This window comes from Anoxybacillus sp. EFIL (assembly GCF_013096955.1).
In the GTDB taxonomy this organism is placed as follows: domain Bacteria; phylum Bacillota; class Bacilli; order Bacillales; family Anoxybacillaceae; genus Anoxybacillus; species Anoxybacillus ayderensis.
The window spans coordinates 504,846-529,434 of record NZ_SDLH01000001.1; the positions used below are offsets into that span (position 1 = coordinate 504,846).

The following is a 24,589-nucleotide window of genomic DNA, read 5'->3' on the forward strand; positions in this document are numbered from 1 at the left end:
TATGGGCAATCCGTTATTTCAACAAGCGAAAAAAGCAGTCGCCAGAGCGAAAGAAGAAAAAACAGAACGCGCCATCGCTGTGGCAAAAAATACGCTCTCATCCGCTTTCGCCAACGCCAACGATGCCGAACGAAAACAGTTGCACGACTTGCGAGACGAACTCGATGCATTGTAAAAAGCTGCGCCTCGTGCGCAGCTTCTACTCTTTTCGGAAAAAGCCGACCACTTCTGTCGTTTGCATAATGTTCGTAAACGCCTTTGGATCGACTTCTTTAATAATTCGTTTTAAATCAAACAATTCATAGCGCGTAATAACGATCATTAACATATCTTTATCTTCATTTAAAAATGCACCTTTGGCTGGAATGACGGTAATGCCGCGAACCATTTGCGATTTAATCGCCTGCTTCATCTCTTCCCCTTTTGTCGTAATAATGAGCGCCGTAAGCTTTTGATGGCGCGTATGAATGGCGTCAATGACGCGCGTCGTGACATACAACGTCACAAGCGTATAGAGCGCCTTTTCCCAACCGTACATATATCCAGCCGTTAAAATAATAATCGAGTTAAGCGCAAAAATGTACGTCCCAACGGAACGATCGTTCACGCGCGACAACACGAGCGCAATAATATCTAAACCGCCGGTTGACGCCCCCCACTTTAACGTCCAGCCCGTTCCGATGGCCGCAATCACCCCACCAAATACCGCATTTAATAAAATATCTTCCGAAAGCGAACGAATCGGAATGAGCTCGAGAAATAACGACATGAACACAACGCTTAAAAAGCTGTAAAACGTAAATGACTTCCCTACTTTTTTCCACCCTAAAATAGCTACCGGAATGTTAAATAAAAAAAGCAACAAACCGGTTGAAATCGCATAAGGTGTATAGTCCCCAACGACTTTTGAAATGAGCTGAGCTGCTCCAGCAAATCCGCTCGTATATACGTTTGCTGGAATTAAAAATAAATTCATGCCGATCGCATTTAATAATCCGCCAATCACGACGACAAACAATTTTTTTACATCCACAGAACATCCTCCTACAAAACGATAAGATTGTTTTTTTTTATAAGAATCGCTACACTTAAAATAAGTACATACATAGGGGTGATTGAAATGAATATTAAAATTATAGCGGATAGCGGGTGCGATTTGCCACTTTCTTTTATACAAGAAAAACAAATTGCCTTTTTGCCGTTAGTTGTTCATATTAACGACCACGATTACGATGACCAACTGACGATTCAACCAAAACAAGTATACGAAGCGATGCGTAAAGGCGATGTGCCGAAAACGTCGCAAGCGAAACCTTCCGAAATGAAAGAGCTATTTACGACACTTGCGCAAGAAAACATCCCTGCCATTTACATTGCTTTTTCTTCTGCTTTGTCAGGTACATATCAAACAGCCGTCATGATGAAAAACGAAGTGCTTGAACAATATCCTCATGCAAAATTGACGGTCATCGACTCGAAATGCGCATCGCTCGGCCTTGGACTTGTCGTAAAAAAAGCGGTTGAGCTAGCTGAAAGCGGCATGCCGTATGAACATGTCGTCACGACAATCGAAACGTATTGTCGCCATATGGAACATATTTTCACCGTCGATGACTTGCAATATTTAGCGCGCGGCGGACGCGTCAGCAAAACCGCTGCGTTCGTCGGTGGAGTGTTAAACATTAAACCGCTTCTTCACGTCGAGGACGGAAAGTTAATTCCGATTGAAAAAGTGCGCGGACGGAAAAAAGTGTTGAAGCGCATGATTGAGCTGATGCAACAGCGCGGAGCAAACGTTGAACACCAACTCATCGGCATTAGTCACGGCGACGATGAACAAACGGCGCTCGAACTAAAAGCGATGATTGAAGAAACGTTCGGATGCAAACAATTTTTCATTTCTGAAATCGGCGGCGCCATCGGAGCGCATGCCGGACCGGGAACGATTGCCCTCTTTTTCTTGAATAAACAGGTTGAGCAATGATTACACTACCGATAAAGGAGGGCGAGATGATGACAAGCGATAACGACAAAAAAGCAAAAGACAATAATGCCAAACGACATGAAAAAAATATGGAGCGCGAAAAAAACCGCCAAGCTGGCAAACGCGCCTATTCAAAAGAAACGAATCATTTGTAAAAACAAGAGGATCGCAGTATCTCTTTTCATTGTTCCCTTTTCGCGTTATAATGAAAGGTGAAAATGAATTGACATAAGAAAAGCGCAAAGCGCCCGCCTATCGGCGAAGAGCGCACAAGCCCCACCGAGGAGAGCTCGAACCAAGCGGTCGCTTGGTTCTGCGTGGGCAACAACACCGAAGTATCTCAATGTGTCGCCGCCGCAGTGTGGGGCGGAGCGACTCGAGCCGATGGCGCTTGGAGCTAGACATCAATTCGAACTTTTATACTTTCTTATCTTTTAAAAATAGGGCATTGGCTGCCACCAATGCCCTACGATACACGGCTTACTGCAAGACGTGCAGTGGCCCGAGACATGTTAGGAAGTAACCTACCCTCACTTGGGCCTAGCAGGGTGGGTTACTTTTTATCTTTAGCAACCGCAATTACTGCGACAATTAAAGATGCAAAGGCAATCATTAACGTTAGTGCATCTTCAACTGCAATCATCAGTAGCCCCCCTTTCTATAAGGGAGTAGCCACTGCCCACCCTGCATATCACCGTGCCATTCACATTATATCACTGCAACATACGACTGAAAACGAAAAAGTTGAACAATACTTAGTAAAAAAGATGCTCGCGCGGAGCATCTTTTTTACTTCATTTGAAACTTTGCCATCGTTTGTTGTAAGTCGTCTGTTAGTTGACGCAACGTCGTCACTTTTTCGCTCATTTTTTTGAACGCTTCTAACTGTTCGACCATGGAAGCGGCAATTTGTTCGCTTCCTGCGGCTGACTGTTCGACAACCGCACTAATGCTTTCAACGTTTTGTAAAACGTTTTTGCCGAGCTCTTTTGATTCGTTCATGCCGACGACAAGCGCTTGAATATCTGTCGTAATATGATGCACTTTATTTTCAATTTGTGCAAACGCCTCCGTCGTCGTTTCAATCGCTTTCGCCTGCGCTTCGGCAATGTCAACCCCACGACGAACCGCTTCTGTCACATTCGTCAACCCCGATTGGATAAGCTGTACCATTTCGAAAATTTGGCTTGTCGCTTTTGACGATTCTTCCGCAAGCTTGCGCACTTCTTCGGCAACGACGGCAAATCCTTTGCCCGCTTCCCCTGCTCGCGCCGCTTCAATGGCCGCATTTAACGCAAGCAAGTTCGTCTGCGTTGCAATATCAGCAACCGCTTTTGCCATATCTTGAATTTTGCTTGCATACGTCGCAAACTGCGCAGTCGATTGTTCAATCGAAGCGGTCGCCTTCGTATTTTCATCAATAAATCCTTTTTGTTCTGCTAACGCGGCTTGACCATGCGTAATCGCTTCAACGGCTTCATCGCTATAACGGGCCGTTTGCTCCGTCCGACCGACGTTTTGCTGCACAGTTCCTTCCATTCGCTCAATGAGCTGTACGGCGCTTTGTAAGTCTTCAGAAATGCTTTGCGCCCCTGCAGATAATTCGTTCGTCGATACAGCGACTTGGTTATTAATTTCTGTTAACGTCTTCGTTTCTTCATCAATTTCTTTCGCAAACGCTTCGACTTGCTTGCTGACTGTATCAACTGACTGAAGCAACACATTCAATTGATCAGCCATCGCCGTAAACGCCGCATTTAAATCGGCCAATTCGTCTTTTCCACTATACTTCACAGGCTCAATGCGCAAATTGCCGTTCGCAATTTGTTTTGCGTTTTCAGCAATTTTTCGCAACGGCGTCGACATTTTTTGTGTTAAACGCACGCCGCTAAATCCTGCAAACAATAGCACAACCGCAATCGCAACAAGCGAAACGGTAATGACGCGATCAATTTGTTTTTGTAACGTGTTTTGCATGTGCGCATAATATTCGCTCACATACGTGTTGATGACGTACACATCGTTCAATACCCCTTCGGCACGCATCGACTGGCGGCGCACTTCCGCTACATCGTTTGCATCAAGCGCATCATTCGATTGTTTCGCAAGCTCAGCGAATTTTTTATTCGCTTGCTCAAGCGCAGAACGAAAATACGGCTCAGTTAATCCTTTATTTAATGCTTGAAGCAGCTTTTCCGATTCCGCTAAACGAACGATCACTTCTTGTTTATTTCCTTCTGTCGGACTGTAAGCATAGTTGCTTAAACTTTGTTTCGTCGCTTTTAGCTCCGCCTGCAAATGTTGCGCTTTCATCATGAGCGGCACAAAATCTTGATTCGACGATTGAATCGAAAGCATATTTATAATAATAAACACAATAATAGCCCCTGCAATGATGGGTGTAGCTAATGAGTGAAATAACAATCGTTGTTTAATCGTCATCATATTCCTCCTTTATTTTGCGATGCCGTTTGTCGCTTTTTCTTTCCATTTTTCAAGCGTCGCTTGTTGCTCTGGAGTGAACGTCACGACGCGAATCGGCGCCAAATCGACGCCGTTTTCTTTTAAGCCAAGTTGAACCGTCCCTTTTGGCACTTCTTTCGTTTCAACGTATTGTTTAATGACTGTATATAATGCGACATCGACATTTTTTAACATCGATGTGACAACCGCTTTTTCCGCATAAAAATATTGGTCGCTATCGACACCGATCGCATATTTTTTATTCATTTCCGCCTCGCGCAGCACGCCGACACCGGTAAATCCAGCCGCGGCATACAAGACGTCTGCCCCATTTGCGATCATTTGTTTTGCAATTTGTGCCCCAAGCTTATCATCACCGAAATTGCCGGCATACACTTCCTGCACGTTCGCTTCCGGTTTAACCGCTTTTACCCCTTGAATAAAACCGTTCGCAAATTTACGAATGAGCGGCACATCCGCTCCGCCAACAAAACCGACGTTGTTCGTTTTCGTCAACATGCCAGCCACTACGCCCGCTAAAAAGCTTCCTTCATCTTCTTTAAACGTAATCGATGTAATGTTCGGCAGATCAGATACCGCATCAATTAATACGAATTGCTGTTTCGGATATTTTTTCGCGACTTTTTCTAAATCTTGTTGCACCATAAATCCTAATCCGATGACGAGATCGTTCCCTGCTTCAACGAGCTCTGTTAACCCTTTTTCATACGTCTCGGTTTCTTTTAACTCACGGTAGTCAAAAAAGATGCCGAGCTCATCGCGCGCCTTCATTAATCCTTTAAACGCCGAATCGCTAAATGACTGATCACCGAGTCCGACGTCTGACAACATAATGCCCACTTTTATTCGCTCTTTCGGTTGAAAAGAACTCGTTTGCGAACATCCCGCGGCAAGCAACAAAACGAATGCCATCAAGAGTGAAATCATTTTTTTCATAAAATTTCCTCATCTCCTTATCTCTCGATCAAATCGTGCTTCATTTATTATATCGACACATTCCGACATTTTATTTACTTTTTATAATATAAAGATTTTGTAAAGTTGTTCGTATGACAACAATCGACTATAATGGAAGCACAACGAATTTATGCTGAGGTGGTTCATATGTCAAAAGAAAGTTCATTTGATATTGTGTCAAAAGTCGATTTGTCGGAAGTGACGAACGCAGTCAACATCGCGTTAAAAGAAATTCAAAACCGCTACGACTTTAAAGGAAGCAAAAGCGACATTTCGCTTGAAAAAGATGAGCTCATTCTCATTTCTGACGATGAGTTTAAACTGGAGCAACTCAAAGATGTGCTCATCGGCAAACTCATTAAACGCGGCGTGCCGACAAAAAACATTCAATACGGAAAAGTGGAAGCAGCATCTGGCGGAACGGTGCGTCAACGTGCGAAACTCGTCCAAGGCATCGACAAAGACAATGCGAAAAAAATTAACACAATCATTAAAAATACAGGCTTAAAAGTAAAAAGTCAAATTCAAGAAGACCAAATTCGCGTCAGCGGCAAAAGTAAAGACGACCTGCAAAAAGTGATCGCCGCCATTCGCGAGGCAGATTTACCGATTGACGTTCAATTCGTCAACTACCGTTAAGAAGGCGCTTTGCCTTCTTTTTCTTTTTTGAAATAAAATAGTTGAATATTTCTAAAAAATCAGTTACATTTATGAATAACTTCATACAACATCTTATCGAGAGAAGGGGAGGGACTGGCCCGATGAACCTTCAGCAACCTGACGATCGTCAAGGTGCTAAGTCCAGACAAGCGATTCGCTTGGAAGATAAGAAGGAGCGCGTCAAGTCTTCTTCTTATGGGGAAGACTTTTTTACTTTAAACGAAGAAACGGAGGAATGGACGTGGGATTGTTAGATGATTTAAAAGAACGCATCGTCATCGCTGATGGAGCGATGGGGACATTATTATATGCGCACGGCATCGATCGTTGTTTTGAAGAATTAAACGTCACAAAACCTGAAGAAATTGTCCATATTCATGAAGCGTATATTGAATCAGGCGCAGAAATCATTCAAACGAACACATACGGCGCCAACTACGTGAAACTAGCACGTTACGGGCTGCAAGATGACGTAAAAAAAATAAACGAAGCCGCGGTCGAACTTGCCAAAAAAGCGGCAAAAGGGCGCGCCTACGTGCTCGGTACGATCGGAGGACTGCGTAGCACGAATAAAAGCACGATTTCTCTTGAAGAAGTGAAACGAACGTTTCGTGAACAGCTGTACGTGTTGTTAAACGAAGGTGTCGACGGACTTTTGCTTGAAACGTATTACGATTTTGAAGAATTGCAAACGGTGCTTTCCATCGCTCGCAAAGAAACGACGTTGCCGATCATCGCCCACGTCACGTTGCACGATATCGGCGTTCTGCAACACGGAATGCCACTTGCCGAAGCGCTGACCGAGTTAGAACAACTCGGTGCCGATGTCGTCGGCTTAAATTGCCATCTCGGTCCATATCATATGTTGCGCTCGCTTGAAGAAGTGCCGATTCCAACACGCGCTTTTTTATCGGTATATCCGAACGCAAGCTTGCCGCAATATCGCGACGGTCGCTTTATTTACGAAACGAGCGAACAATATTTTGAAGAAACGGCGCGCGCCTTTCGTGAACAAGGGGTTCGGCTTATCGGCGGCTGTTGCGGTACGACGCCAAAACATATTGCCGCCATTGCTCGCGCCCTTTCCGATCGCACACCTGTATATAAAAAAGAAGTAAAACAGCGCCATCCGATCGTCGTCCAAGAAGAAAAACAAACGACAGCCCCTTCTCTTGCTGACATCGCTCGCACGCGCCGATCGATTATCGTCGAGCTCGATCCGCCGAAAAAACTCGGCTTAACGACATTTTTAGAAGGAGCAAAGGCGTTAAAAGAAGCGAACATTGATGCCTTAACGCTTGCCGACAATTCGCTTGCGACACCGCGCATTAGCAACGTCGCTGTCGGCACGATCGTCAAACAACAGCTCGGCATGCGCCCGCTCATTCATATTACATGTCGCGATCGAAACTTAATCGGCTTGCAGTCGCACTTAATGGGGCTTCATACGCTCGGCATGACCGACGTGCTCGCTTTAACAGGCGATCCATCAAAAGTAGGCGATTTTCCGGGCGCAACGTCCGTCTACGATTTATCATCGTTTGACCTCATTTCGTTAATTCGCCAATTTAACGAAGGGCTTTCGTACTCAGGCAAACCGCTCGGACAAAAAACGAACTTTTCGATCGCTGCCGCCTTTAACCCGAACGTACGCCATTTAGATAAAGCGGTGAAGCGGCTCGAGAAAAAAATTGAATGCGGGGCGCACTACTTTTTAACACAGCCGCTTTATAGCGAAAAACAAATCGAAGACGTGTATGAAGCGACGAAACATTTACCGACGCCCATTTACATCGGCATTATGCCGCTCACAAGCGCACGCAACGCTGACTTTTTACATCACGAAGTGCCGGGCATTACATTGTCTGACGACATTCGCAACCGCATGGCCATGTGCGCAAACGACCGTGTTCAATCAACGAAAGAAGGATTAGCGATCGCCAAAGCGCTCATCGATGCCGCGTTCGATTTATTCCAAGGCATTTATTTAATTACACCATTTTTACGTTACGATATGACGGTCGAACTCGTTCGCTACATTCATGAAAAAGAGCGGCTCGCAAAAGAAAGGACGGTTTATCATGGCTAGTTTATTTGAACAGCTTGAAAAGAAAATTTTAATTATTGATGGAGCGATGGGGACGATGATCCAAGCCGCCAACTTAACCGCAGACGATTTTGGCGGTGAAGCATATGAAGGATGCAACGAATATTTAACGATCACTGCCCCACACGTCATTTCTCACATTCATGAAGCGTATTTTGCCGCAGGAGCTGACATTGTCGAAACGAATACGTTCGGGGCAACGCGCATCGTACTAGATGAATATGACCTCGGCCATTTAGCGCTTGAGTTAAATATCGAAGCAGCTAAACTTGCAAAACGAGCAGCGGAAAAATATACGACAACCGATTGGCCGCGCTTCGTTGCCGGCTCGATGGGCCCGACGACAAAAACGCTTTCTGTCACAGGCGGAGCGACGTTTGCGGAGCTCGTTTCCGCATACGAAGAACAAGCGCGCGGGCTATTACTTGGCGGCGTCGATTTATTGTTGTTAGAAACGTGCCAAGATACATTAAACGTCAAAGCCGCCTTTCTCGGTATTACTGAAGCGTTTCAAGCGGTCGGAAAACGAGTGCCGCTGATGATTTCTGGAACGATTGAACCGATGGGAACGACGCTTGCCGGGCAAACGATCGAATCGTTTTTTATTTCCATTCAACATATGAAACCTTTTGCCGTCGGTTTAAACTGCGCCACAGGTCCGGAATTTATGACCGACCATTTGCGCTCGCTCGCTTCATTAGCGAACACGGCCGTCAGCTGTTATCCGAACGCTGGGCTTCCTGACGAAGAAGGGCATTACCACGAAACGCCAGACATGCTTGCGAAAAAAATTCGCCAATTTGCTGAAAAAGGATGGTTAAACATTGTCGGCGGCTGTTGCGGCACGACGCCACAACATATTCGCGCTATCGCGGAAGCTGTTCGCGACATTCCGCCGCGCGTGATCCCAAAACAGTTTGCCATGCACGCTGTGTCTGGCATTGATGCGTTGATATATGATGAAACGATGCGTCCGCTTTTTGTCGGGGAACGAACGAACGTCATTGGCTCACGTAAATTTAAACGGCTCATCGCAGAAGGCAAATATGAAGAAGCGGCAGAAATTGCGCGCGCACAAGTGAAAAATGGAGCGCACGTCATCGACATTTGTTTAGCGGACCCTGACCGCGATGAAAAAGAAGATATGGAACAATTTATTCAACAAGTCGTGAAAAAAGTGAAAGTGCCGCTCGTCATCGACTCGACCGATGAAGACGTCATCGCCTGTGCGTTATCGTATTCCCAAGGAAAAGCGATTATTAACTCCATTAACTTAGAAGACGGGGAAGAACGGTTTGAAAAAATTATTCCGCTTCTTCATCAATACGGTGCAGCAGTCGTCGTCGGCACAATTGACGAACAAGGAATGGCGATTGAAGCAAAACGAAAGCTTGACATCGCCCTTCGTTCATACGATTTACTCGTCAATAAATATGACGTTTCACCGCACGACATTATTTTCGATCCGCTCGTCTTCCCGATTGGCACTGGAGATGAGCAATATATTGGCGCAGCAAAAGAAACGATCGAAGGCATTCGCCTCATTAAAAAACATTTGCCAAACTGCTTAACGATGCTCGGCATTAGCAACGTCTCATTTGGTTTGCCACCTGTCGGACGCGAAGTGTTAAACTCCGTCTTTTTATACCATTGCACGCAAGCAGGGCTCGATTACGCGATCGTCAATACGGAAAAATTAGAGCGCTTTGCGTCCATTCCTGAAGAAGAAGTGCGCTTAGCAGAGGCGTTGTTATTTCACACAAACGATGAAACGTTAAACGCATTTATTCAATTTTATCGCGATAAAACGAAACAACCGAAACAAACAAACGTCCATATGACGTTAGAAGAGCGGCTTGCCACATACGTCATTGAAGGAACGAAAGACGGGCTCATCGAAGACTTGACGCTCGCCTTACAAACGTACAGCCCGCTTGATATTATTAACGGTCCGCTGATGAACGGAATGGACGAAGTCGGTCGCCTATTTAATGATAATCAGCTCATCGTCGCGGAAGTGTTACAAAGCGCAGAAGTGATGAAAGCGGCCGTCGCCTTTTTAGAGCCGTATATGGAAAAAAACGAAACGAGCGTCAAAGGAAAAGTGCTGCTCGCAACAGTCAAAGGCGATGTGCACGACATCGGAAAAAATTTAGTCGATATTATTTTAAGTAACAACGGGTTTCACGTCGTCGATTTAGGCATTAAAGTCACGCCGCAACAGCTCATCGAAGCGGTGCGAAACGAACAGCCAGACATGATCGGCTTATCTGGGCTGCTTGTGAAATCAGCTCAACAAATGGTGCTCACCGCCCAAGACTTAAAACAAGCGGGCATCTCCTTGCCAATTTTAGTTGGCGGCGCCGCTCTTTCACGGAAATTTACCGATACGAAAATCGCGCCAGAATACGACGGCATTGTTTTATACGCGAAAGATGCGATGGAAGGATTGACGCTTGCCAACCGTATCGTCCAACAAGACATTTCTTATGAGAAAAAAGAAAAAACGAAACAAACAATCGAACAGCAAAGCGCAGTCGCTGTCATGACAAAATCAAATGTGAAGCGAGCACCGATTTACGTGCCGACCGATACAGAAAAACATATATTAAAAGACATTCCGCTTTCACATATTGAACCGTACGTCAATTGGCAAATGCTTCTCGGGCACCATCTCGGTTTAAAAGGAAATGTAAAAAAGCTGTTGGCGGAAAGAAACGAAAAAGCGATCATGTTAAAAGAGTTAATCGATGAGCTGCTCACTGAAGCAAAACAAACAAAGTCGCTTTCACCGAAAGCGGTATATCAATTTTTCCCAGCCAGAAGCGATGGCGATACGATCATTATTTATGACCCGCATGATCAACAAACGGTCATTGAAACGTTTACGTTTCCAAGACAAACGAAAGCGCCATATTTATGCTTAGCAGATTATCTTTCGAATGAACAAATCGACTATGTCGGGCTATTTGCTGTGACGGCCGGGGCAGGTGTGCGCGATATGGCACAACGTCTAAAAGAAGAAGGACAATTTTTAAAAAGCCACGCCATTCAAGCGTTAGCGCTTGAACTAGCGGAAGGATTAGCAGAACGCGTCCATCAAATTATGCGCGACCGTTGGGGCTTTCCAGATTCTCCTGATTTTACGATGGAACAACGATTTGCGGCAAAATATCAAGGACAGCGTTTTTCTTTCGGCTACCCTGCTTGTCCGAATCTCGAAGACCAAGAAAAACTATTCCGCCTTTTACGCCCAGAAGAAATCGGCATTCATTTAACGGAAGGCTATATGATGGAACCAGAAGCGTCCGTTTCTGCCATCGTCTTCGCCCATCCGGAAGCAAGATATTTTAACGTGTTGTGAAAAAGCTGACTTTCATCAGCTTTTTCACACAATACGATCAGGCAAATAATATTCACATGCTAGTTTTTTAAAGTCCTTTTCATTCCATGTGATGACCGCTTGTACAGTATGGGAATGTTTCATAAGTGAACTAAGATAAGCATCCGCAAAGTCAACCCGATGCTTTCCGTAACTCGCTATCGCTTGCAGCACAATTTCTTTATCGATCGTTTTTATACAAGGAGCCTCAACGAGCTGTGTTAAGCGTTCAGCTATTTCTTCTTTCCGATAACCGTAACGTTTTGACTCGAGAACCCAACAACATTCTGCAATCACTAACGGATGTAGTACAAACGACAGTTCTCCGTTTACCGCCTTTTCGAATAATCGATAAGCAATTGGTGATTGGATTTTATCATCGTTAGTTAAAAAGCGAACAATTACATTTGCATCTAAAATGTACATCGTTCATCTTCTTTCTTCTGCTTGCTAGCAAGCCATTGTTCTCTAGCTTCTTTTCGAATGTCCTCCCAATTCATCTCTTCTTGTTCCCGCTTTGGTGGCATGCTTCCAAATAACGATAGTAACGAATCTTTCTTTCTTACTTTCAACGTTACTTCTTGATTTTCGCCATAAACAAACACAACTTGATCGCCCGGTTCTGCCCCGAGCAATTCTCTCACCTTCGTCGGAATCGTCACTTGATGTTTCGAAGAAAGCGTCGACGCATAAACATATGTGTTATTTTTCATCGTATCCCCCCACATATTCTTTACTTTTATTTTATCTTTACATTATTCAATGGTAAAGATGAAATAACGAATCATCTACAAATCAATTCCTTTGATCGCATGAACGCCTTTATGGTAATAATGTTTCACTTCTTTCATTTCCGTCACTAAATCGGCAAGTTGAATGATTTCTTCTTTTGCCCCTCTTCCTGTCACGACAACATGCGTATGCGCCGGCTTATTCGCCAACGTATGCACAACATCTTGAAGCGGTAAAACATCATCAATCGGAAACGACGAAATGGCTAAAGCAACATTTAATTCGTCTAAAACGACGACATCGTATAAACCAGATAACACATGCTGTTGTGCAAACGCCCACCCTTTTTGTAGCGCTTGGCGATGTTCTTCTGGCGTTTTCGTCCACGTGAAGCCAACCCCTGTTTGATGCACGTCAATACCAAGTTGCTGCAATATTTTCGCCTCGCCATATGGACGGTAGGGCGATTTAATAAATTGAATGACGATCACTTTTTTTCCATGTCCCGCAGCGCGAACGGCAAGGCCGACCGCTGCGGTTGTTTTTCCTTTTCCATCCCCCGTATAAACAATCACCATTTTTCTTCCACCCACTTTAATTGATCGTGTAAGCGGACGACATCTCCGACAACGATAATGGCAGGGGAAGAAAGTTGTTTTTCATGAACGATGTCAACGATTGTTTGTAACGTACCAACAACGGTTCGTTGCTCTGTCGTTGTTGCCCATTCGATGACTGCCACAGGCGTCTCGCCATCTTTACCATGACGTTGTAGTTGTTCACAAATATAAGCGATGTTTGCCATCCCCATATAAAATACGATCGTATCTGTTGCCTCGCTTAATGCGTCCCAGCGAATGCGATCACGTTCCCCGCTCTGATGTCCTGCAATAAACGTCACCCCTCCAGCATAATTGCGATGCGTCACAGGAATGCCAGCATATGCCGGAGCAGCGACGCCAGCTGTCACACCTGGGACGATTTCATACGGAATGCCGTATGCGCGTAAATGCTCCGCCTCTTCCCCGCCGCGACCGAACATAAACGGATCGCCGCCTTTTAAACGGACGACCGTCTTTCCTTGCAACGCATGTTCAACAAGCCATTGATGAATTTGTTGCTGAATGTTCCCATGCTTTCTCGGCTCTTTGCCGCAATATAAAAGCGTTGTTCCTTCTTTTGCGTAAGTCAACAGCTGTGAACTCACGAGCCGATCGTAAATAATGACATCCGCCTTTTCAATACATTCACGTCCGTATACAGTAATGAGCTTCGGATCCCCTGGACCTGCCCCAACAATATATACTTTTCCTTTATTCATCATGATCGCTCCCTGTCGCTACGTTTGCTGATGAAAATGTCGCCATATGAAGCATCGCCAGCGCCATATTGACAATCGGAAAGGCCACCGCCGCTCCACTTCCTTCTCCAAGACGCATACGTAAATCAAGAAGCGGCTCTTTATGTAACAACTCAAGAGCGATGCGATGACCCGGTTCTTGCGACCGATGCCCCGCAATCATATAATGAACGACCCGCTCATCCAGTCGTTCGGCGATTAACGCCGCGACGGTACAAATAAAGCCATCAAGCAAAATCGGAATGCGTCGCTCTGCGGCTGCGATCATCGCTCCCGCCATCGCCGCAATTTCAAACCCTCCGATTTTTGTCAATAAATCGATGGCATCAGACGCACTCGGCTTATGTTTTGCAAGGGCACGTTCAATCACGTCTCGCTTACGTTTCAATGCTTCATCACGAACACCGGTTCCTTTGCCGACAAGTTCAGCCACGTTGCGGCCGCTTATCGCTGCTAACAGAGCGCTAGCTGTCGTCGTATTGCCGATCCCCATTTCCCCAACGATCAAACAGCGGATGCCGTAATCAATCATAGCATTTGCTTGGCGATATCCTGCTTGCACTGCTCGCTCCGCCTCTTCTTTCGTCATCGCTTCCTCATCGGCAAAATTGTTCGTTCCATATGCTACCTTTTCGTCGATGACACGTTCTTCATGAATATCAGTTGCCACGCCAACATCGACAACTGAAAATATGGCGCCAATTTGTTTGCTAAATACGTTAATGGCAGCTCCGCCACGCACAAAATTGAGCACCATTTGTGCGGTAACTTCTTGCGGATACGCAGACACCCCTTCTTTCGCAATACCATGATCGGCCGCAAACACGAGCACGCCCGGCGGCGTCACGTTCGGAAAACGCTCCCCTGTCATTTTCGCAATGTCAATTGCTAGCTCTTCAAGTCGTCCAAGGCTTCCACGCGGTTTCGTTAGTTGATCAATATAGTTGCGTACTTCTTCCCCAATTTGTTCATAAAGCATGATTGTCTCCCCCTTGAAATTCCATCATTTTTCGTTCAATTGTTGTCACATTGACGCTCGCTTCGACGCAATTAGCTAGTTCATCAAATGCCTGCATGCGCAATTGTCGATAAAGAGCTCGTGTAGGAAGTGACGGAAGTTGTTTTTTTCTCCGCACGTCGTTTAATAAATGATGGCGAAACGCATCGTTATGAAATAGATCGTGCATATATGTTCCAATAATGCGTTCATCTTTCGTTTTACAGCCGTCTGTTTTTCCATTGAGCGAAATAAGCGGCGCACCGCTTTTTACGATCGAACGTCCCATATGAATTTCATACCCACTCACATGAAACGTTTCGCGTTGAAACGTCAATATCCCTTCACATAACACCGTCGTTTTTTCACAAGCGAGCGTCGTTTCAATCGGCAGCAAATTTAATCCCTCTATCTCATCGAGTGACGTTTCGACATGAAACGGATCTTTTATACGTTCTCCAAGCATTTGATAGCCACCGCAAATACCGATCATGATCGTATCGCTTCGTTCATATAAACGGCGGATCGCTACAAATAATCCTGTTTCTTTTAAAAACTGCACATCTTCAATCGTATTTTTACTGCCCGGCAAAATAAGTATATCTGGCTCACCTAACAACGACGCGTCCGTCACAAACCGCACCGAACAGTCCGGCTCGGCAAAAAACGGATCGATATCAGTAAAGTTAGACATGCGCGGATATTGAATGACCGCTACATCGATCGCTTTCGTATCATCTTTTTTTGTCGCATAACGAGAAAGTGTCACAGAATCTTCCGCATCGATGCGCAAATGCACATATGGAACGACGCCAAGCACCGGCACGCCTGTATATTGCTCGAACCAACGCAATCCCGGCTGAAGAAGCGCAACATCGCCACGAAATTTATTAATGATCACCCCGATGACACGTTTCCGATCACACTCATCTAACAACTGCAATGTGCCAACTAAACTCGCAAACACTCCTCCGCGCTCAATATCACCAATTAAGACAACGGGAGCATTCGCCATGCGTGCCACGCGCATATTTACAAGCTCACGATCGTTCAAATTTACTTCCGCAGGGCTTCCCGCTCCTTCAATGACTAGTCGATCGTATTGTTTCATTAATACATCGAGCGACTGTTGAATAATGTTCAGTCCCGTATGAAAAAACTCGGTTCGATAAGCACCCGCTTGCATGTTTTTGTACGGTTTTCCATGTACAACAATTTGCGCTTCTTGATCGCGGCTCGGCTTAATTAAAATTGGATTCATATACGTCGTCGCTAACACGCCTGCCGCTTCCGCCTGCACTCCTTGCGCGCGTCCGATTTCTTTTCCGTCAATCGTTACGTATGAATTAAGTGACATATTTTGCGACTTAAACGGTGCCGTTTTCCAACCTTTGCGGGCAAATATGCGACAAAAAGCTGTCGCGATCACACTTTTCCCCGCATCTGAATGCGTTCCTTGAAACATAATCGGCAGCGCTTTACGCATCGCCTTTCACCTCGCAGCACGCCTTCAACCACCGCTCAACAAGCAAAGGGTTCGACGGAAAATAAAAATGAATGTAACCAGCGACTAACCGCTGATCCATATATCCGTCTCGTTTACATCCGCGCAGCCCTTTCGCTTCATATGAAAATTTTTCTTCTTCGCGTCGAATAAACGTTGAATAATGAAATTCATGTCCTTTCGCTTCATCTTGTTCAAACAAAAAGTTTCCTTCCATTCCTGTCACTTCGCGATATCCGAGCGCCACAAGCTTTCGATGCATACACACGTGCCCCGGAATGACGCCGACCATCTCGTAATATTGCCCGTCAGTCGTTTCGATGCCTTCTGTTAAATACATAAATCCACCGCACTCGGCAAGCGTCGGTAAACCGCGCTGAATGGCTTCGGCAACCGATCGTTTCACTTTTTCGTGGCGCGCAAGCTCCGCGGCAAATTCCTCTGGAAAACCTCCGCCAATGTACAATCCGTGCACATCGTTCGGCACACATTCACCGACGAGTGGAGAAAAATAAACGAGTGTTGCCCCATACGCCTGAAGCATTTCTAAATTTTCTTCGTAATAAAAATGAAATGCAGCATCTTTCGCGACAGCTATGCGCACATCGTACGTTTGTTTTGGTGTAAAAAACGGTTCGCTATGAAGGATGGTCGTTTCCGCTAGTTTCCATATAGCATCTAAATCGAACGTTTGCGCGATGCGCTTCCCAAGCCTCTCAAAAAACGGTTGAAGCTCTCCACGTTCCACAGATGGAACAAGCCCTAAATGACGCTCTGGAATCTTCAAATCGTTTTCTTTTAACAAATAGCCAACGACAGGAATACCGCATTGTTGTTCAATCGCTTCTTTGACGAGGCGAAAATGCCCTTCGCTCCCAACGCGATTCGCAATAACTCCAACGATGCGAACGCGCTCATCAAACCGTTGAAATCCGCGCACAACTGCCGCAGCGCTACGCGCCATCCCTGAACAGTCGATGACTAACAAAACAGGGCTTTCGGTGATGATGCTAATTTCTGCAGTGGAACCTTCATTTGTCGTCGCTCGCTTCCCATCAAATAGTCCCATCACCCCTTCGATGATCGACAAATGCGCTCCTTCGCTCCCACGGCTACATACGTGGCGCACAATTTGTTCGTTCCCCATCCAACTATCTAAGTTGCGCGAACGTCTTCCTGTTACCGCTGTATGATACGTCGGATCAATATAATCAGGCCCACACTTAAAGCCTTGCACAACATATCCTTTTTGTTTAAATGCGCTCATTAAGCCGAGCGTCACCGTCGTTTTGCCGACACCGCTTCCCGTTCCTGCAACGACAATTCTCCTCACTCTTGTCCCTCCCATAGTGCAACAGAAATCGTTACATTCCCGCTCTTTTTTTTCGTTAACACAAGCTTATTTTGTCCGCTATATCGCTTCGCTGCAGGTTCGCTTACCCCGTATGCTCCCGTGTAGCGGAATACCGTTTCCGAAGGGTCATCGATCGGAACGTCGTTCAACTGCTCAGGCGTGTAAAAAATAAGCGGCCATTGATATTTGTTTGCGACGGCTAGCAACCCTTCTTCATCTTTTTTTAAATCGATCGTGCATAATGCTTTGACACTTTTTATTGAAAAACGAAGCTGTTGTAGCGTTTCATCAATGACGTGTTCAATTTCTTCTGCGCTCGTCCCACGATTACAGCCGATACCAATGACAATCACTTTTGGGCGATATAACACCCCGTTTTGTAAAATCGCTTCTTCCTCTTTTTCGAGCAAGCGATGCGTGACAATAAGCGCCGCATCCGGCTTCGCTTCAAGCGCCTCAACAATCGAGGTATATTGCCGAATATTTGATGGAATCGGCGTATCATACGTCCACCAATTGCGCTCTCCTGATTCTTGGACAATCGCGACATGTTGCTCATTAACAACCGCAGCGCTCACAGGTGTCAAATTGTTTTCATTTTCCCATTCCCATCCGAACGAGTGACCGAATAAGTCAACCGCAATCGTTTGCTGCACATCGGATGCTGTCGTAATGACCGGACGAGCGTCAAGCAAATTCGCCACTTTTTTTGTCAGCTCATTGGCTCCTCCTAAATGACCAGATAATACACTAATGACATGTTCTGCTTTATCATCAATCACAACAACAGCAGGATCTGTTTTTTTGTCTTTTAGCAACGGAGCAATCATTCGTACGACGGCACCGAGTGAAATGATGAGAATCAGCCCGCGATACGTTGAAAACAATTGCGGCAACAACAATCGAACATTTCCTGAAAATAAATGAATTCCTTTCTCGTGTTCGTCCCCTTTCGCAAATTTATCCGTATAATAAATGTGCGCATGCGGAAGTTGATCGTATAGCTTTCTCGCAATATGTACCCCGTGTTTTGTAATGGCGACAACAGCATACATCTCACTTCCCTCCCTTGCGATAGCCGTGAGTAAATGTTTCATCGTACAATTTCGAGCGATACGATTCATCTAGTTCATTCGAAAGCGCCCATCCCGCTAAAATAAGAGCGTGTTGGCGAATGCCGTGACGCTGCATATCTTCATGAAGCATACCAACCGTTGTGCGTACAATTTTTTCGTCTGGCCACGTCGCCTTATACACAACAACGACAGGCGTTCGATCGCTCCATCCCGCTTCAAGAAGAGCAGCAGTTATTTTTTTCGTTAACGTCGCGCTTAAAAATAGGGCAATCGTACAATGATGTTTAGCAAGAGAAGCGAGCTGTTCTTTTTCTGGTACAGGCGTTCTTCCTTCTGCACGCGTAAAAATAACCGTTTGCGTTAAGTTCGGCACCGTCAACTCCACTTGCGCCGCAGCGGCAGCAGCAAACGCTGAACTGACCCCTGGTACAATTTCCACGTCGATTCCCTCTTTTTTCAAAAGAGCAATTTGTTCCAACGTCGCTCCATAAATCGACGGATCACCTGTATGAAGCCGTACAACAACGTGTCCTTTCTTTACTTCTTCACACATAAGCGAAACGATTTGTTGCAGATGCATGCCAGACGTACGAAAAATACGCGCCTCTGTTTTCGCATATGTAAGCAGTTCTTCATTGACGAGTGAATCAGTATAAAAAATCACATCCGCTTGCTGCAACAACTTCATTCCTCTGACTGTAATTAAATCGCTCGCTCCTGGACCAGCTCCAACAATATATATTTTCACTTTCTCACCACCATTAACGTTAAATATGGCAACGACACATGATCTAATTGCTCGATGTCCCATATCACTTCTTCATGTGACGTCACTTTCGTCACAACTGCCGCTTTTTTTGTTAAGTTCATCTCTTTTAAAATCGATAAAAGAAGGGGCATCACTTTCGCGACTTTTAAAAAAATGACACAATCATGCGCTTCGATCGCTTTTTTCATCGCATCGTAATCATCTCGTGCAGGAACGATCGCAATCGTCTCATCTCCATCAGCTAGCGGTAATTGCAACCGTGCTGCCGCCCCATTGATAGAAGAAACACCTGGAACGATTTCGATCGATACATCCGGATATTTCATTTGCATAGTGCGCATAAAATGAATACACGTACTGTATAAAAGCGGATCTCCTTCCGTCACGAATGCAACATGTTTTCCTTCGCGCAAATGTTCCCATACATTATCTACCGTTTCATCCCATTTTTCGCGCAGCACGTTTTCATCTTTTGTCATCGGAAAAACGAGACCAAGCATATGCTTTTCGGACGGGGAAAAGTATGCCTCTACAATTTGTTGCGCATAACTTTTACTGCCGTTTGTCTTTTTCGGATAGGCGATGACAGCTACTTCTTTTAAACGCCGAAACGCTTTTACCGTCAATAGTTCAGGATCGCCCGGACCAACGCCTATACCATATAACTTACCGATCATTTTTTTCATCCTTTCGTGCTGAAATGATGTAAATTGGATTTAACGCATCAAAACGTGTCAATTGTAAAATCGGTTTGCTTCGTGAAAATTGGGCAAGCAAAATATCGACATGATACCCATATTGACGAAACGCTTCCATCGCTTCATATAACGTTTCAATCGTCACCGCATTCACGACGATGCGCCCCCCTTGTTTTAACCGCGCGCAACAAACTCCAACAATATCCCGTAAACTTCCTGATGTCCCTCCAATAAAGACGGCATCTGGATCAGGAAACAGCTCTAATTGTTCTGGCGCTCGACCGTGAACAAGTGTAAAATCGGCGCGAAACTTTTTCATATTTTTCTGACACATTTCTATGTCATGAGCGTTTTTCTCAATCGCAAATACAGCCCCTTCACGAGCCATTTTTGCCGCTTCAATCGCTACCGATCCTGTACACGTTCCGATATCCCATACGACGCTTTTTTCATGAAGACAAAGCGCTTGCAAGCTTAAGACGCGAACTTCTTTTTTCGTAATGAGCCCTTTTTCTGGTTTTCTCTGAAAAAACTCTTCATCCTCTATACCAAACGTCCAACTCGGTCCTTTATGAACACGTCGTAAAACGACAATATTTAAGGGAGAGAACTTGTCATCTTTCATCTCTTCTAACGTCATGAATCGGCAGCGTTCGTTTTCTCCCCCAAGGTTTTCCCCAACAAACGCCTCATATTCTGTAATTCCATATTCTAAAAGATATGAAGCAATCGCACGCGGATCGTTCGTTTCATCTGTTAAAATGGCTACTTTTTCTTTTCCATCTATACGCTGAGCAAGCCCTTTCATCGAACGTCCGTGCAAACTAACGACATATGCATCGTGCCAGCTTTCTCCTATTTTCGCAAACGCCCATTGGAGCGAACTGACAGAAGGATATACTTCAATCGGAACTTTTTTCGCTAAATAACTACCGATTCCGTAAAATAGCGGATCACCAGATGCTAAAATGACCGTTTTTTTCGACCCGTTTACAAGCGTTTCAAAAAGCGATGATAAGTTGCTTCGAATAACGATTTTTTCCCCTTTGTAGTGAGGAAAAAAAGACAGTTGCCTTTCTCCGCCAACGAGCCGTTCGCTCTCATGAATCCATCGTTCATACAGCGCCGGAAGAGAATCTGTCCCATCAGCTCCAATTCCGATTAATTTCATTCGCTCCATCGTTTCGCACCGCCCTTCCTAACCGTTGTCCTTTTAACGTATAAAGCGTCGTTTCAATGACCATTCCGCCACGCACTTCCCGCAACGCATGTTGACAACAATAATCACATAACAAATCAAAAAACGATAAATATCCTGCTTCGTACATCATATCTCCAACTTGTGACGCGGTATTCGCTTGTTTCACCGCTTCAATGAGGGGTGGCGGAGCACCTGCTTGCTTCGCAACATCTGCTAAAAATTGAAAGTCAACCGGCGCACTTTTGGAATGAACCATCATGACGCCTTGGGCGACTTTTGAAAATTTCCCCATCATCCCAACGAGCGACACCGTTTGAATCCCAAGCCTTTTGCATTGTTTCAACGTAAATCCAACAAAATCACCCATTTCAATAAATGCTTCTTCTTTCAAATGAGGATATTGTTTCATCGCATACGCTTCGCTTCTTCCGCCTGTCGTGACAACAACATGATCACAACCGCAAGCAACCGCCACTTCGAGCGCACGCACAATACTTGCTCGATACGCTGATGTCGAAAATGGAACAACGATGCCGCGGGTGCCTAAAATCGAAATGCCTCCAACGATACCAAGACGACCGTTTAACGTTTTTTTCGCGATTTCTTCTCCATTTGGAACAGAAATGATAATGCGTACTCCGCGTGTTAAGCGATGTTCGGTCAGTAAATGACGAGCAACGTCCGTCATCATTTGACGCGGTACGGGATTAATCGCTGCTTCGCCAACTGGAATAGGCAATCCCGGTTTTGTTGCTCTTCCGACGCCTTCTCCTCCGTCAATATGAATTCCTTCTTCCGTCCAGAAAACTGTCGCAACAATGGAAGCACCGTGCGTCACATCAGGATCGTCCCCCCCATCTTTCACCACGGTCGCACTCGCTCGATCTTTCTCAATTTCACAAGAAACGATCGGAAAAGTGACTTCCCGCCCGATCGGCAACATAATTGTCGCTTCTGTTTGCTTCCTTCCAGTAATAAGCGCACATAACGCTGCTTTTGTCGCCGCGGTTGCACATGCGCCAGTCGTATATCCTTCACGCAATTTCTCTTTCTCCATACTTATTCTCGCTCCGCTAAAATAGACAAGGCATTTAAAGCGGCAACCGTAACCGTGCTCCCCCCTTTTCGTCCAACGTTCGTAATAAACGGCACGTCAAGCTTTGCTAATTCCTCTTTCGATTCCGCTGCCGAAACGAAGCCGACCGGTAAACCGATAATGAGCCCTGGGCGCGCTTCACCTTCTTTCACGAGGCGAATAAGCTCAAGAAGCGCTGTCGGCGCATTCCCGATCGCAAATATTCCCCCATCCGCCTCCTTTACTGCTTTGCGCATCGCAACAATCGCTCGCGTCGTGTTTAATCGCTTCGCCTCTTTCATGACATCATCATCAGAAATATACACGTGCACACTCCCACCATATTTTTCAAGACGCACTTTATTGATTCCAACTTGCACCATTTGCACATCAGCAACGACTTTTTTTCCTGCGCGAATCGCTGAAATACCCGCTTCAATCGCACGTGGATGAAACAATAAACTTTTCCCTAATTCAAAATCGGCGCTCGCATGAATGACGCGCTGAACAACCGCATATTGTTCGTTTGTAAATGAGTGTTCTCCGATTTCTTCATCAATGATTTGAAAGCTTTTTTGTTCAATTTGTTCTGGCTGAACAGTTAATGGGCGAAACGTTGTTTGAAAATCCATTTATTTTTCTCCTTTCTTTTTCATTTCTTCCAACGCGCGAATGACGTCAGAAAACTCATGATACACGACGGGATAAGAAAGTTTCGGACGGCGGATGACGACCGTTTCAATGCCGAGTTCTTGGGCTGCTGCAATTTTTTCATCGACAAATCCCACCCGTCCGCTTTCTTTCGTCACAAGAAGCGTCACACCGAAATGTTGCATTAAAGCGATATCTAATTGTTTCGTAAATGGACCTTGCATCGCGATAATGTTTTCTTGCGGAAAACGCAATCGTTCACACAATTCCATGTTGTCTTTTCGCGGCAACATGCGGGCAATTAAACGAACATCAGGAAGCGGAAGCAACATATCAGCAAAAATCGGCAACGTTTTACTGCCCGTCGTCAACATCACTACCCCTTTTTTATTTGCAGCATACTGTGCTGCTGCTTCATAACTATCAACAAATGTGACGCGATCGTACGTAATGACGCTTTCTTTTCGTTCATACCGAATATACGGGACATTTGCTTCTTCTGCTGCTTTCATCGCTTGACGCGACGCTTCTTCTGCAAACGGATGGCTCGCATCAACAATCGCTGTCACTCTATGTTGCTGGATAAGCTGAACCATTTCACACGCTGTTAAACGCCCGACATGCGCATGCAATCCAACATGTGCCATTTGTTCTGCTGCATGCTCTGTCACAACTGTTGCAAACACATCGTATCCAGCATCGCGAATCGCTAAAGCCAATTGACGTGCATCACTCGTTCCAGATAACATCATAATCATTCGTTTCACCTCAATGGTCGTGATGATGGTGGTGATGATGATGTTCAGCGACATGAATGCGATATTGACACGTATCGCAATTCATTTGCACGGAATCACTCATTGCTTCTTGTAACCGATCGAGCACAATCGTCTGTAGCGACGGATGAAAACCGAAATAATGCCCAAGTATAAACGAAATGTGCGGATACGCGCTTTGAAACTCGGAAACTTTCTTTTCTAATCGCTTAATGAGCACGCCTGTAAATAAAAAGTAAGGTAAAACAACGATTTTTTTTGCACCGAGCTTGACACATCTTACGACTGCCTCATCTAATGACGGATTTGTGACGCCCATAAACGCAGGTTCAACGATCGCCTGTTTATTTCGCTCCCAAAATAAACGGGCAATTTTATATAAATCGCTATTGGCATCTGGATCGCTCCCGCCGCGCCCAAGCAAAATGATCGCTGTATGCTCATCTAAAACAACCTCTGCTTCTTTTAAACGATCTTGTAAAATCGTAAACGTTGCATCGTGAATGCCAAGCGGTCGTCCATACGTAAACGAAACATGCGGATAGCGTTGTTTCGCTTCGTCAATGGCTGCTGGAATATGTAATTTCGAATGACCAGCTGGTAGCAAAATAATTGGAATGATGATGACATTTTTCGCCCCCTGTTCCACACAATGAGCAATGCCGTCAATGACCGATGGAACACCAAACTCTAAAAAACATGTATGCACATAAAACGTTTCATCGATTTGCGGACGGATCGTTTGTACAAACTGGCGAACTTGTTCGTTCCCTTCTTCATCACGGCTTCCGTGTCCAACAAATAAAACAGCTTTCATCTTTT

General features: G+C 45.2%; 25 protein-coding genes and 1 riboswitch. Of the genes, 6 read left to right on the forward strand and 19 right to left on the reverse strand.

From position 1 onward, the window contains the following. Position 1 precedes the first annotated feature (1 nt). Entirely contained in the window at positions 2 to 175 is a 174-nt protein-coding gene (locus ES017_RS02595; RefSeq protein ID WP_021094766.1) for a DUF3813 domain-containing protein, read from the forward strand. Between the two features lie 24 nt (positions 176 to 199). On the opposite strand, the gene ES017_RS02600 is transcribed toward ES017_RS02595, so the two are convergent. Beyond that, positions 200 to 1,033, reverse strand: a complete 834-nt coding sequence (locus tag ES017_RS02600) for a YitT family protein (protein ID WP_021094767.1) — start codon at positions 1,031 to 1,033, stop codon at positions 200 to 202. Positions 1,034 to 1,120: 87 nt separating this feature from the next. Here ES017_RS02600 and ES017_RS02605 point away from each other — a divergent pair, with 87 nt between their 5' ends. Together ES017_RS02605 and ES017_RS02610 are read left to right on the forward strand one after the other, a co-directional pair. Beyond that, a complete protein-coding gene (locus tag ES017_RS02605) occupies positions 1,121 to 1,984 on the forward strand; it encodes a DegV family protein (protein ID WP_021094768.1) in 864 nt (287 codons plus the stop codon). A gap of 29 nt (positions 1,985 to 2,013) precedes the next feature. Further along, positions 2,014 to 2,139, forward strand: coding sequence for a DUF3941 domain-containing protein (locus ES017_RS02610; protein WP_003395443.1), 126 nt, complete (start codon positions 2,014 to 2,016; stop codon positions 2,137 to 2,139). 398 nt (positions 2,140 to 2,537) lie between these two features. Here ES017_RS02610 and ES017_RS15855 read toward each other — a convergent pair whose 3' ends face one another. The 3 genes from ES017_RS15855 to ES017_RS02620 all read right to left on the reverse strand — a co-directional run bounded on the left by ES017_RS15855 (position 2,538) and on the right by ES017_RS02620 (position 5,404). Next, positions 2,538 to 2,627 (reverse strand): putative holin-like toxin, encoded by a 90-nt coding sequence (locus tag ES017_RS15855; RefSeq protein WP_003395444.1) that lies wholly within the window; start codon positions 2,625 to 2,627, stop codon positions 2,538 to 2,540. A gap of 146 nt (positions 2,628 to 2,773) precedes the next feature. Further along, positions 2,774 to 4,429: a methyl-accepting chemotaxis protein gene (locus tag ES017_RS02615; RefSeq protein WP_235045427.1), complete on the reverse strand. Its 1,656-nt coding sequence runs from the start codon at positions 4,427 to 4,429 to the stop codon at positions 2,774 to 2,776. Positions 4,430 to 4,438: 9 nt separating this feature from the next. Beyond that, positions 4,439 to 5,404 (reverse strand): BMP family lipoprotein, encoded by a 966-nt coding sequence (locus tag ES017_RS02620; protein ID WP_021094042.1) that lies wholly within the window; start codon positions 5,402 to 5,404, stop codon positions 4,439 to 4,441. Positions 5,405 to 5,572: 168 nt separating this feature from the next. Here ES017_RS02620 and ES017_RS02625 point away from each other — a divergent pair, with 168 nt between their 5' ends. The 3 genes from ES017_RS02625 to metH all read left to right on the forward strand — a co-directional run bounded on the left by ES017_RS02625 (position 5,573) and on the right by metH (position 11,556). Next, positions 5,573 to 6,064 carry a YajQ family cyclic di-GMP-binding protein gene (locus ES017_RS02625; protein ID WP_021094041.1) on the forward strand — a complete coding sequence of 164 codons (492 nt, stop codon included), beginning with the start codon at positions 5,573 to 5,575 and terminating at the stop codon, positions 6,062 to 6,064. Positions 6,065 to 6,154: 90 nt separating this feature from the next. Then, positions 6,155 to 6,257, forward strand: a riboswitch (SAM riboswitch). Positions 6,258 to 6,326: 69 nt separating this feature from the next. After that, entirely contained in the window at positions 6,327 to 8,174 is a 1,848-nt protein-coding gene (locus ES017_RS02630) for a bifunctional homocysteine S-methyltransferase/methylenetetrahydrofolate reductase (RefSeq protein WP_021094039.1), read from the forward strand. Next, positions 8,167 to 11,556 (forward strand): methionine synthase, encoded by a 3,390-nt coding sequence (gene metH / locus ES017_RS02635; protein WP_021094038.1) that lies wholly within the window; start codon positions 8,167 to 8,169, stop codon positions 11,554 to 11,556. Before ES017_RS02630 ends, metH begins: the two co-directional genes overlap by 8 nt. A 24-nt stretch (positions 11,557 to 11,580) precedes the next feature. Here the strand turns inward: metH and ES017_RS02640 are convergent, their stop codons facing one another. The 15 genes from ES017_RS02640 to ES017_RS02710 form a co-directional block, all read right to left on the reverse strand. Then, the gene (locus ES017_RS02640; protein ID WP_021094037.1) at positions 11,581 to 12,000 is read right to left on the reverse strand and encodes a type II toxin-antitoxin system VapC family toxin; all 420 of its coding nucleotides are present in this window, start codon (positions 11,998 to 12,000) and stop codon (positions 11,581 to 11,583) included. Further along, positions 11,988 to 12,287 (reverse strand): AbrB/MazE/SpoVT family DNA-binding domain-containing protein, encoded by a 300-nt coding sequence (locus ES017_RS02645; protein ID WP_042534498.1) that lies wholly within the window; start codon positions 12,285 to 12,287, stop codon positions 11,988 to 11,990. The genes ES017_RS02640 and ES017_RS02645 overlap by 13 nt, the downstream gene beginning before the upstream one ends. Positions 12,288 to 12,362: 75 nt before the next feature. Next, on the reverse strand, positions 12,363 to 12,884 hold the full coding sequence (cobO, locus tag ES017_RS02650) for a cob(I)yrinic acid a,c-diamide adenosyltransferase (protein ID WP_021094035.1): 522 nt from the start codon (positions 12,882 to 12,884) through the stop codon (positions 12,363 to 12,365). After that, on the reverse strand, positions 12,878 to 13,627 hold the full coding sequence (cobA, locus tag ES017_RS02655) for a uroporphyrinogen-III C-methyltransferase (protein ID WP_035062932.1): 750 nt from the start codon (positions 13,625 to 13,627) through the stop codon (positions 12,878 to 12,880). The genes cobO and cobA overlap by 7 nt, the downstream gene beginning before the upstream one ends. Next, the gene (gene cobT / locus ES017_RS02660; RefSeq protein ID WP_021094033.1) at positions 13,620 to 14,645 is read right to left on the reverse strand and encodes a nicotinate-nucleotide--dimethylbenzimidazole phosphoribosyltransferase; all 1,026 of its coding nucleotides are present in this window, start codon (positions 14,643 to 14,645) and stop codon (positions 13,620 to 13,622) included. Before cobT ends, cobA begins: the two co-directional genes overlap by 8 nt. Beyond that, the gene (locus ES017_RS02665; protein WP_021094032.1) at positions 14,635 to 16,149 is read right to left on the reverse strand and encodes a cobyric acid synthase; all 1,515 of its coding nucleotides are present in this window, start codon (positions 16,147 to 16,149) and stop codon (positions 14,635 to 14,637) included. Before ES017_RS02665 ends, cobT begins: the two co-directional genes overlap by 11 nt. Next, positions 16,142 to 17,515: a cobyrinic acid a,c-diamide synthase CobB gene (locus ES017_RS02670; RefSeq protein ID WP_171334713.1), complete on the reverse strand. Its 1,374-nt coding sequence runs from the start codon at positions 17,513 to 17,515 to the stop codon at positions 16,142 to 16,144. Before ES017_RS02670 ends, ES017_RS02665 begins: the two co-directional genes overlap by 8 nt. Beyond that, entirely contained in the window at positions 17,497 to 18,576 is a 1,080-nt protein-coding gene (locus ES017_RS02675) for a cobalt-precorrin 5A hydrolase (RefSeq protein WP_171334714.1), read from the reverse strand. Before ES017_RS02675 ends, ES017_RS02670 begins: the two co-directional genes overlap by 19 nt. A gap of 1 nt (position 18,577) precedes the next feature. Then, the gene (gene cobM, locus ES017_RS02680; RefSeq protein WP_171334715.1) at positions 18,578 to 19,345 is read right to left on the reverse strand and encodes a precorrin-4 C(11)-methyltransferase; all 768 of its coding nucleotides are present in this window, start codon (positions 19,343 to 19,345) and stop codon (positions 18,578 to 18,580) included. Then, complete coding sequence (gene cobI, locus ES017_RS02685) at positions 19,342 to 20,043, reverse strand: precorrin-2 C(20)-methyltransferase (RefSeq protein WP_171334716.1); 702 nt, start codon at positions 20,041 to 20,043, stop codon at positions 19,342 to 19,344. Before cobI ends, cobM begins: the two co-directional genes overlap by 4 nt. Further along, a complete protein-coding gene (cbiE, locus tag ES017_RS02690) occupies positions 20,033 to 21,244 on the reverse strand; it encodes a precorrin-6y C5,15-methyltransferase (decarboxylating) subunit CbiE (protein ID WP_171334717.1) in 1,212 nt (403 codons plus the stop codon). Before cbiE ends, cobI begins: the two co-directional genes overlap by 11 nt. Continuing rightward, on the reverse strand, positions 21,210 to 22,322 hold the full coding sequence (locus ES017_RS02695; protein ID WP_171334718.1) for a cobalt-precorrin-5B (C(1))-methyltransferase: 1,113 nt from the start codon (positions 22,320 to 22,322) through the stop codon (positions 21,210 to 21,212). The genes cbiE and ES017_RS02695 overlap by 35 nt, the downstream gene beginning before the upstream one ends. A gap of 2 nt (positions 22,323 to 22,324) precedes the next feature. Further along, positions 22,325 to 22,972: a precorrin-8X methylmutase gene (locus tag ES017_RS02700; protein WP_171334719.1), complete on the reverse strand. Its 648-nt coding sequence runs from the start codon at positions 22,970 to 22,972 to the stop codon at positions 22,325 to 22,327. Next, positions 22,973 to 23,749 carry a precorrin-6A reductase gene (cobK, locus tag ES017_RS02705; RefSeq protein ID WP_171334720.1) on the reverse strand — a complete coding sequence of 259 codons (777 nt, stop codon included), beginning with the start codon at positions 23,747 to 23,749 and terminating at the stop codon, positions 22,973 to 22,975. 10 nt (positions 23,750 to 23,759) lie between these two features. Continuing rightward, entirely contained in the window at positions 23,760 to 24,584 is an 825-nt protein-coding gene (locus ES017_RS02710; RefSeq protein ID WP_171334721.1) for a sirohydrochlorin chelatase, read from the reverse strand. Between the last annotated feature and the right edge of the window lie 5 nt (positions 24,585 to 24,589).